Raw genomic sequence first — 8,642 nt, 5'->3', positions numbered from 1 at the left:
CTCGTAGGGGTCGGCCATGCCGGTCGCCCCGGCGACGGCGGCCGCCCGCATCGCCTGCTGGACGGGCTCGCCGAGCACCTCCCAGGTCGCCTCGAGGTCCTCCTCCAGGCGGGCGCGGTCGACGTCGAGCCCGGCCAGGCCCCGGCGGATGTTGTCCACGGCCAGCAGTGAGTGCCCCAGGGCCACGCCCACGTTGCGCTGCGTGGTGGAGTCGGTGAGGTCGCGCTGGAGGCGGGAGGTGACGAGCGTGGCGGCCAGCGTGTCCAGCAGCGAGCAGGAGATCTCCAGGTTGGCCTCGCCGTTCTCGAAGCGGATCGGGTTGACCTTGTGCGGCATGGTCGACGAGCCGGTGGAGCCCTGCGCGCTCAGGCGCTGGTGGAAGTAGCCCAGCGAGATGTAGGTCCACACGTCCGTGGCCAGGTTGTGGGCGATTCGGTTGAAGCGGGCGACGTCGGAGTAGAGCTCGGCCTGCCAGTCGTGGGACTCGATCTGGGTGGTCAGCGGGTTCCAGGTCAGGCCCAGGTGCTCGACGAAGCCGCGCCCCACGGCCTGCCAGTCAGCGCCGGGCACGGAGACGACGTGCGCGCCGAAGGTGCCGGTGGCGCCGTTGAACTTGCCCAGGTACTCGGTGGCCTCGACGCGGCGCACCTGGCGGCGCAGCCGGTGGGCCAGGACCGCCAGCTCCTTGCCGAGCGTCGTGGGGGTGGCCGGCTGACCGTGCGTGCGCGCCAGCATGGCGGCGTCGGCGTACTCGTGGGCCATGGCGGCCAGGTCCTCGACCAGCCCGCGGGCGGCCGGCAGCCACACCTGCTCGATCGCGGCGCGGATCGTCAGGGCGTAGGAGAGGTTGTTGATGTCCTCGCTGGTGCAGAAGATGTGGACGATCTCGCCGACCGCGGGCAGCACGGTGGGGCCGCCGTCGGCGCCGACGACGCCGGGGGCCTGGGCGGCCGCGGCCAGGCGCCGCTTGAGGAGGTACTCGACGGCCTTGACGTCGTGGCGGGTCTCGGCCTCGATGGCGCCGAGCTCGGCGATCTCCTCGGCTCCGAAGTCCTCGACGACGCCGCGCAGGTAGCTCTTCTCCGTCTCGCTCAGGCGGGGGGCGCCGGGCAGGACGCCGCCGTCGGTGAGGTGGATGAGCCACTCGACCTCGACCTGCAGGCGGGCCCGGTTGAGCGCGGCCTCGGAGAGGTGGTTGACCAGCGGGGCGGCGACGGCGCGGTAGCGGCCGTCCAGGGGGCCCAGGGCGATGGCGGGGGAGACTGCGGAGAGATCGACCATGCCGCTCATTGTGGCAGGTTGGCACCGATCTCTGCGAGTGGGGCCTCCTGGGGCGTGACGAGGACGGGCTGTGCCTCGGGGCGGCGTCGGCGGTAGGCGGTCACGACGACGAACAGCAGGATGCCGGCCGACGGCAGGTTGATGGCGGCGGCGGGCTCATGGCTGTAGAGGCCGTGGCCGAGCAGGGCGGCCGCCAGCCCCAGGCCGATGACGGCCAGCGCGAGGATCGAGGGGCCCGGGATCCGCTGGGACGGCTCGGCGCGCTGAACGTGCTGGGCCTGGAAGAGGATGAGACTGACTGTGAGCAGGCTCAGAGGCGTCAGGAGGGAGGTTTCCCAGCCGAACAGGCCGCCGCCGACCGTCAGGGCCAGGACGGTCGTGGCAAGTGTGAAGACGACTGGAGGGAGGAGTCGCATGGTAGATGACCTTCTAGGGCGGGCATGGTGGGGAATGGTATGACCGGGCAAAATCCTGCCGGATCCTTGTGTCGTTTTCAACAAGTGGTCCGTCGTCGTTGGCGGGGAGCACTCCCCGGTCGCCGCCAGCCTATACGGCGCGCCGGCTCCGGACCTGTGAAGTAAGTTCCGACCAGGGAGAATGTGATGCCTCTGTGATGCCTTGGGTGCTGCGTCGCCCGGAGATCATGAGCTCGTGGAGGGAGCGCGGATGTCGATGAGACCGACGACGATGCCGTCGGCTTCTACCGTGCGCTCGACTTCGACATCGGCCCTGCGCCGTCGGACCCGCGCTGGCCGGGGCGCCGCCGCTACCGATGCGTGCGGCGGTCCTGATTCCGAACGGCGCATGTTGAGGACTGCGTTTCGCGCCGAGGACGTACTTCTCCTTCAGACGACGCGGCTGCGCTCCCAGTCATCTGGGGGACAGCGCAGTCCTCGGCGCGAAAGTACGTTCTCGATCGACGTCGTCGACGGTCCCGAGTGGCTGGTTGTGCCATATGCTGACCTCATGGGTCGCTTCCGCACTGATGACGCACCGGCACTTATTCGTGCTGCGCGTCTGGATGCAGGGCTCTCACGGGTTCAGTTGGCCCAGCGTGCTGGCTTGAACGAGTCGGTCTTGACGCAGGTGGAGTCCGGGGCGCGTGCGGTGTCCGATGGGCTGCTCGAGGTGGTGCTGCGCGCAGCCGGTTACCGACCGTCACTCCCGCTTGCCATGCAGGCCGACAAGATTCTCGCCTGCGCCGAGTCTCATGGCCTCAGCAACCTCCGCGTTTTCGGGTCGTCGGTCCGGGGGGAGGATGACTTCGACTCTGACATCGACCTTCTGGTCACGCCGTCGACCAGTACTGACCTGTTCGACCTGGCCCTGTTCGTCGATGACGTTGAGAGACTCACTGGGTTCCCTGCCGACGTCGTTTCCGACTCCCCCCTGCCTGTTCAGCTGGCTGGCGCCGCACGAGAGGCAGTGCCACTGTGAATGAGGAGCGTCAACGGGCTCGCTTTACCCCGCGTACCAGGCAGGATGGGGCAAGGCTCCATGATCGTGAGAATCTAGACGCCGAGCTTGCGCTGATTCGTGACCGGATCGACGTCGTCGTCGCGCATGGACGAGAAGAGTTTTACGACGGTGCTCAAGCCTATGACGTTGCCTGCATGGTGATCATTCGACTCGCCGCTCTGCTGGAGCGACCTGAGTTCATGCCTTACCTGGTGGCGATCTCCGAGGACGAACGCCGGGCCATTCGAACCACACGCAACATTGCGGCACACGCAGGCTATCGCTCGATGGATGACAGTCTTTTCTGGATGGCAATCACTCGGCGTGTTCCCGAGATCTTGGACCGAATCCATGCCGGCGGGTGACGGGCCCTATCGGGCCGAGGTCGTGTGCGCGGTGACCTCGCGGGTCCGCCGGTCCCTCAGGCTGCGAACCAGGACGTAGCCCAGCAGGCCCAGCGCGGGCAGGGCGAGGAGCACATCGACGTCGGACCGGTAGAGGCCGCGCGCGAGAATGAGCCCGGAGAGGATAACTCCGACGGCCCCCAGCAGCCGGACGCCCGACGGCGGCAGGCTGCGCTCGCCCGGACCCGAGTTCTGGGCTTGCAGCAGGATGAGGCCGAGCAGGAGCATGCACAGCGATGAGGTGAGGCTGTTGAGCTGCCAACCGAGCAGCAGGCTCCCGATTGAGGTGACCAGGACGGTCAGGGCGAGGACAAGAATGGCGGGCTTGATGAGTCGCATGGCGAGCACCTCGGCGAACGGGTTGCGGTAGCAAGCGCCCCCAGTCTAAGGCGGTGTCCTGGTTGGAAGGCGACCGGTGGTGAGGGGGAGTCGACGCCGGCCGGGCTCAGGGCTTAGGGCGGGGCCCGGGCCTCAGTCCTCGGGGGTGGTGCCCATGGCGCGGCCGCGGGTCCAGTAGCCCTGGTGCTGGATGCTGCGTCGGCTCAGACCGGAGGCGATCAGGTGGCGCCGCACCGCCTTGGTGGCGCTGGTCTCCAAGGCGATGAACACCCAGTCCAGGGCCAGGTCCCCGGTGTCCGCCCACAGGGTGCGGTCGACGGCGGCCAGCAGCTTCTCCTCAGAGATCCCGGGATTGACGCGGATGAGCCGATGGTCGCGCGCGGCCAGGGGCAGGAAGCCGGTCTCAGGCGCCATCATGACGACGGTGGCCAGGCTGCTCGGCGGGGCGGCGGCGACGGCGTCGGCGAGTGCGGGCGCGGAGGCCTGGTCGCCCACCAGCAGCATCTTGTCGCCGGGGGAGGGCAGGCGGTAGCTGGTGCCTCCCATGACCTGGACGGACACGGTGGCTCCCGGCTTGACCCGCTTCGACCAGCGCGATGCCGGGCCTGCGGGCTCATGGTGCAGGACCAGGATGATGGCGGTGGCCTGTTCGCGGTTGATGCGGGTGATGGTGTAGGCGCGCTGGTGCTGGCGGCCGCCCTGCGGGATCCACATGCGCACCCAGGCAGTGGGCGGCAGCATGGCGGCGCCGGTGCCCAGCAGGCTCGGACAGTGGACGGTCAGCTCGGTGTAGGGCGCCAGCTCGCGCACTGCGGTGATCGTGAGCTTGTGCTCCGGCGCCCGCAGCGCCTTGAGCACTGTGCCTTGGAATCCCCTCCCACCACGTGCCATCTGCGTGTCCGCCTCCCGGTCGTCTGATCTCGCGCTCAGGCGAACCATAACCGGAATGGTTGAAGGCTTGCTTAGGACCTGCTGCTGAGAACACAGGAGAAAATGCCGAAAGAATTCTGCTGGTGGGCGGGGCCGCCGGGTTGGACGTATTGGGAATCCTGGGATGCATCGACGGCGCCGGTGCTCGGGATCGTCCTCAGAATTGCGCGAGGACTTGCCGTGCGATGGCGGCGCCCAATGGGATGGGGACGGCGTTGCCGATCTGCCGGGCGATGGAGGTGCGGGAGCCGATGAAGCGGTGCGTGTCGGGGAATCCCTGCAGGAGCGCCGCCTCGTAGTGGGTGATGGCGCGGTTCTCCACGGGGTGGAGGTAGCGGCCCTTCTCCGGCTTGAAGAACTCGGTCCGGATCGTCACGGAGGGGCGGTCCCAGTGCAGGCGTCCCATGACGTCCATGGAACCGGAGGTGTGCCGGAGCCAGCAGGGTGCCTTCAGGTGGTCCGGAAGATTCGTCCGATTCCCTCCCTCGGGGATCTTTGCGAAGCGCTCGATTGAGATGTCGCTGTAGAACCGGGAGACGTGCAGCTCCCGGGGGGAGAAGGCGCCGGGTACCCGCCGCGAGCCGACTCGGGTGCGGAGCTGGTCGAAGCGCTCGTCCATGTCGGGCTGCGCGGGCACGCCCAGCAGCGTCTGCCGCACCGTCCGGTACGGGGGCAGGTCGCCGCCCCCGTCCGGGGAGTGCGTGGGCTCCGGGAACCCGGGGACGGCCATGTCGTAGCGGTGCCCGATGAGGACGGCGCGCCTGCGCGCCTGCGGGGCGCCGTAGTCGGCGGCGTTGAGGACGCGGAAGTCGAAGGAGTAGTCCTCGAGGAACTCCCCGGGGCGCGTGGTGGCCAGGAAGTCGCGGTACTGGGGCGACTTCCCGAAGGCGGGCACGTTCTCCACGACGAAGTACTTGGGCCTGGCCCTCTGAATGACCTGGGCGTACTGCTCCCAGAGTCGGTTGCGGGCGTCCTCCGCGTCCCGCTTGCCGAGCGTGCTGAACCCCTGGCACGGGGGGCCGCCAACGACGACGTCGACACCGATGGGGATCGTCCCCTCGGCGAGCCAGTCCTGGATGGCGCCCGCGTAGACATCCGTCTTGGGGAAGCTCGCCCGGTAGGAGGCGGCGGCCTCCGGGTCCATCTCGACCGCGGCGATGCTGCGGAAGCGCGACGACGCCGTGTGGAACCCCGCGGTGAGACCTCCCGCCCCGGCGAAGAGGTCGAGGACACGGATGGTGCGGGCAGTCATGGAATCAGGGTAGCCGGCCGGTACGACACCGAATCGAGGCTCACCGTCGGTTCAAGGGTGTGATTCGTGTCGGAGGGCGGTCGTAGGATGTTCCCGTTCACACCCGCGGAGAATTCCCCCGTTCTCCGTCGACAGGAAGGACTCCCGTGCCCAGGAAGCTCATTGAGGTGGCGCTGCCTCTCGACGCCATCAACCAGCAGTCCGCTCGGGAGAAATCCATCCGCAAGGGGCATCCCTCCACGCTGCACCTGTGGTGGTCCCGCAAGCCCACGGCCACCTCGCGCGCCGTGCTCTTCTCCCAGCTGGTCGACGACCCCTCCGAGCGCTACGAGGAGTTCCTGGAGGCGGCCCGGGCCGCGGGTGAGGCCGACCCGGAGTCCGCTGCGGAGCGGGCGGTGGAGGCGGAGCGTCGCCGCCTGTTCACCCTCATCACCCGCATGGTGAACTGGGACAACATCGGTGATGAGCACCTCATGCGTGAGGTCAGGGAGGAGATCCGCCGCTCCACGGGGGATGAGCCCCCTGCCGTCCTCGACCCCTTCGCCGGAGGCGGCTCCATCCCCCTGGAGGCCCAGCGGCTCGGCCTGGAGTCGCACGCCTCCGACCTCAACCCCGTGGCCGTCCTCATCAACAAGGCCCTCATCGAGATCCCGCCGCTCTTCTCCGGCCGTGCTCCGGTCTTCCCCGGCTCCGACGATGGCACGCGCAGCTGGCCCGGTGCGCACGGCCTGGCCGAGGACGTGCGCCGCTACGGGGAGTGGATGCGTGAGGAGGCCTGGAGGCGCATCGGCCACCTCTACCCTCGGGCCCAGCTGCCCGACGGCTCGGAGGCGACCGTCATCGCCTGGATCTGGGCGCGGACCGTCACCTGCCCCAACCCGGCCTGCGGCATCGAGACGCCCCTCGTCTCGAAGTGGTGGCTGGGGAAGAAGAAGGGCAAGGAGGCCTACATCGTCCCGACGGTCGTCGGTGACCACGTCGAGTACTCCATCGGCCACGATCCCAAGCGGGCACCGACGAAGCAGGATGATGGAACCATTGATCGGAACGGCGCCCGTTGCTTGGCCTGTGAAGCGCATATCGGTTTCGACTATCTTCGGTCGGAGGCCCAGAATGGCCGCATGAGGGCGGAACTGACGGCGATCGCCGTGGAGGGGCGCGGTTCTCGTACGTATTTGCCGCCGGACAGAGCTCATGCTGCGACGGCGCTTCGTGCTGTTCCTTCGAGCGTCCCCGTGGGAGATCTTCCAGAGGCCGCTTTGGGTTTCCGTGTGCAGGCTTACGGCATGCTGAAGTACTCCGACCTGTTCAGTCCGCGGCAGTTGACGGCGCTGACCACCTTCTCGGATCTGGTGGGCGAGGCGCGTGAGCGCGTGTTGCGGGACGCCCTCGCCGGTGGAATGAGTGAGGGGGAGTGTCTCGGAGCGAGAGGTGTAGGTGCATCCGCCTATGCTGATACTGTTGCAACGTATCTTGGGGTGGCGGTTTCTAATACTGCAGATGATCATTCAAGTCTTGTGGCTTGGCGACCTTCTCATGGTACTGGTGCGACGCGTTCGACTTTCGCTAGACAGGCGCTTCCCATGGTGTGGGATTATGCGGAAGCAAATCCGTTCTCGGGTACTGCGGGCGATTTTTCTAATACTATTCCTGGTATAGCTGCGGTGTTGGAGCGACTGCCTTGTCGTGGTGAGATTGCCGGGAAAGCAACTCAGGCGTCCGCGAGTTCGGTTGATTCTAGGATGTGTGTAATCTCCACGGATCCGCCGTATTACGACAATATCGGCTACTCGGACCTGTCCGATTTCTTCTACGTCTGGCTGCGCCGCTCCCTCAAGGACGTCCACCCCTCCCTCTTCTCCACCATGCTCGTGCCCAAGGCCGAGGAGCTGGTCGCGAACCAGTACCGTCATGGTGGCAAGGACGGGGCGAGGGACTTCTTCGAGGACGGCTTCCGTACCGTCTTCGCCAATGCTCGCCGGAGTGTCAACCCGGACTACCCGATGACGGTCTACTACGCCTTCAAGCAGACCGAGACCAATGCTGAAGGGCGGACCTCCACCGGCTGGTCCACGATCCTCGAGGGCATGATCCGCTCCGGCTGGACCATCACCGCCACCTGGCCCATGCGCTCCGAGCTGGGGAACCGCATGGTGGCCTCCGGAACCAACGCTCTGGCCTCCTCCATCGTCCTCGTGCTGCGACCCCGTCCCGAGGACGCCCCCATGACCGACCGCCGCAGCCTCATGCGCGAGCTGCGCCGCACCCTCCCCGAGGCCGTCGAGACCCTGCGCAGCGGCGGCATCGCCCCCGTCGACCTCGCCCAGGCGGCCATCGGCCCCGGCATGAGCGTCTTCTCCCGCTACTCCCGCGTCATCAGCCCCGACGGCACCGACATGAGCGTTTCCGAGGCCCTCACCCAGATCAACGCCGTGCTCGACGAGGTCCTCGGTGAGCAGGAGGGCGACCTCGACCCCGACACCCGCTGGTGCCTCACCTGGTTCGACGCCCACGGCTTCACCGAGGGCCCTTACGGGGAGGCCGAGACCCTCGCCTCGGCCCGCAACGCCTCCATCGACGCCCTCAAGCGCTCCGGCGTCCTCACCTCCGGCGGCGGCCGCGTCGGCCTCATCGCCCCCGCCGACCTCCCCGACGACTACGACCCCCGCACCGACGACCGCATCTCCCACTGGGAGGTGGTTCTCCACCTCGCGCGGGCCCTCGACCGGCGCGGCATTGACGAGGCCGGGAGGCTCCTCTCCGCCGCCGCCGAACGCGGCCTGGGCGCCGACATCCTCCAGTCCCTCGCCTACCGCCTCTACTCCCTCGCCGAGAAGCACGGCTGGACCGAGGCCGGCCTCCTCTTCAACGCCCTGGGCGGCTCCTGGCCGGAGATCGCCGCCGCGGCCCGGACCGCGGCGAGCACCGGCTCGGACATCCAGACCGCACTCGACCTCGACACCCTGGAGAACCACTGA

The 8,642-nt window shown here is 68.1% G+C and carries 8 protein-coding genes; 3 read left to right on the top strand and 5 right to left on the bottom strand.

Features of this window, described 5'->3' with window-relative positions:
- On the bottom strand, nt 1-1,281 hold a 1,281-nt coding region (gene purB / locus HMPREF2883_RS11375; RefSeq protein WP_070662501.1), incomplete at its 3' end, for an adenylosuccinate lyase.
- 5 nt (nt 1,282-1,286) lie between these two features.
- A complete protein-coding gene (locus tag HMPREF2883_RS11370; RefSeq protein WP_070662498.1) occupies nt 1,287-1,697 on the bottom strand; it encodes a hypothetical protein in 411 nt (136 codons plus the stop codon).
- 550 nt (nt 1,698-2,247) lie between these two features.
- On the opposite strand from HMPREF2883_RS11370, the gene HMPREF2883_RS11365 reads away from it, so the two are divergent.
- Nucleotides 2,248-2,718, top strand: a complete 471-nt coding sequence (locus HMPREF2883_RS11365; protein ID WP_070662751.1) for an XRE family transcriptional regulator — start codon at nt 2,248-2,250, stop codon at nt 2,716-2,718.
- The gene (locus HMPREF2883_RS15640) at nt 2,715-3,104 is read left to right on the top strand and encodes a ribonuclease HepT family protein (protein WP_083313581.1); all 390 of its coding nucleotides are present in this window, start codon (nt 2,715-2,717) and stop codon (nt 3,102-3,104) included. Before HMPREF2883_RS11365 ends, HMPREF2883_RS15640 begins: the two co-directional genes overlap by 4 nt.
- 6 nt (nt 3,105-3,110) lie before the next feature.
- On the opposite strand, the gene HMPREF2883_RS11355 is transcribed toward HMPREF2883_RS15640, so the two are convergent.
- The 3 genes from HMPREF2883_RS11355 to HMPREF2883_RS11345 all read right to left on the bottom strand — a co-directional run bounded on the left by HMPREF2883_RS11355 (nt 3,111) and on the right by HMPREF2883_RS11345 (nt 5,664).
- Nucleotides 3,111-3,482, bottom strand: a complete 372-nt coding sequence (locus HMPREF2883_RS11355) for a hypothetical protein (protein ID WP_070662495.1) — start codon at nt 3,480-3,482, stop codon at nt 3,111-3,113.
- A 132-nt stretch (nt 3,483-3,614) separates the two neighbouring features.
- Nucleotides 3,615-4,373, bottom strand: coding sequence for a siderophore-interacting protein (locus HMPREF2883_RS11350; protein WP_070510898.1), 759 nt, complete (start codon nt 4,371-4,373; stop codon nt 3,615-3,617).
- Between the two features lie 196 nt (nt 4,374-4,569).
- The gene (locus HMPREF2883_RS11345; protein ID WP_070662492.1) at nt 4,570-5,664 is read right to left on the bottom strand and encodes a DNA cytosine methyltransferase; all 1,095 of its coding nucleotides are present in this window, start codon (nt 5,662-5,664) and stop codon (nt 4,570-4,572) included.
- Nucleotides 5,665-5,810: 146 nt separating this feature from the next.
- On the opposite strand from HMPREF2883_RS11345, the gene HMPREF2883_RS11340 reads away from it, so the two are divergent.
- On the top strand, nt 5,811-8,642 hold the full coding sequence (locus HMPREF2883_RS11340; protein ID WP_070662489.1) for a DUF1156 domain-containing protein: 2,832 nt from the start codon (nt 5,811-5,813) through the stop codon (nt 8,640-8,642).

The organism is Actinomyces sp. HMSC075C01, assembly GCF_001812965.1.
GTDB lineage: Bacteria > Actinomycetota > Actinomycetes > Actinomycetales > Actinomycetaceae > Actinomyces > Actinomyces acetigenes.
Note: the sequence above shows the minus strand (reverse complement) of the source record. Positions and strands in the feature narration are given on the sequence as shown.

Excerpts from the sequence above, each read along its gene's own strand:
- HMPREF2883_RS11370 (WP_070662498.1), bottom strand. The coding sequence starts at position 1,697 with ATGCGACTCCTCCCTCCAGTCGTCTTCACACTTGCCACGACCGTCCTG.
- HMPREF2883_RS11355 (WP_070662495.1), bottom strand. The coding sequence starts at position 3,482 with ATGCGACTCATCAAGCCCGCCATTCTTGTCCTCGCCCTGACCGTCCTG.
- HMPREF2883_RS11345 (WP_070662492.1), bottom strand. The coding sequence starts at position 5,664 with ATGACTGCCCGCACCATCCGTGTCCTCGACCTCTTCGCCGGGGCGGGA.
- HMPREF2883_RS11350 (WP_070510898.1), bottom strand. The coding sequence starts at position 4,373 with ATGGCACGTGGTGGGAGGGGATTCCAAGGCACAGTGCTCAAGGCGCTG.
- HMPREF2883_RS11365 (WP_070662751.1), top strand. The coding sequence starts at position 2,248 with ATGGGTCGCTTCCGCACTGATGACGCACCGGCACTTATTCGTGCTGCG.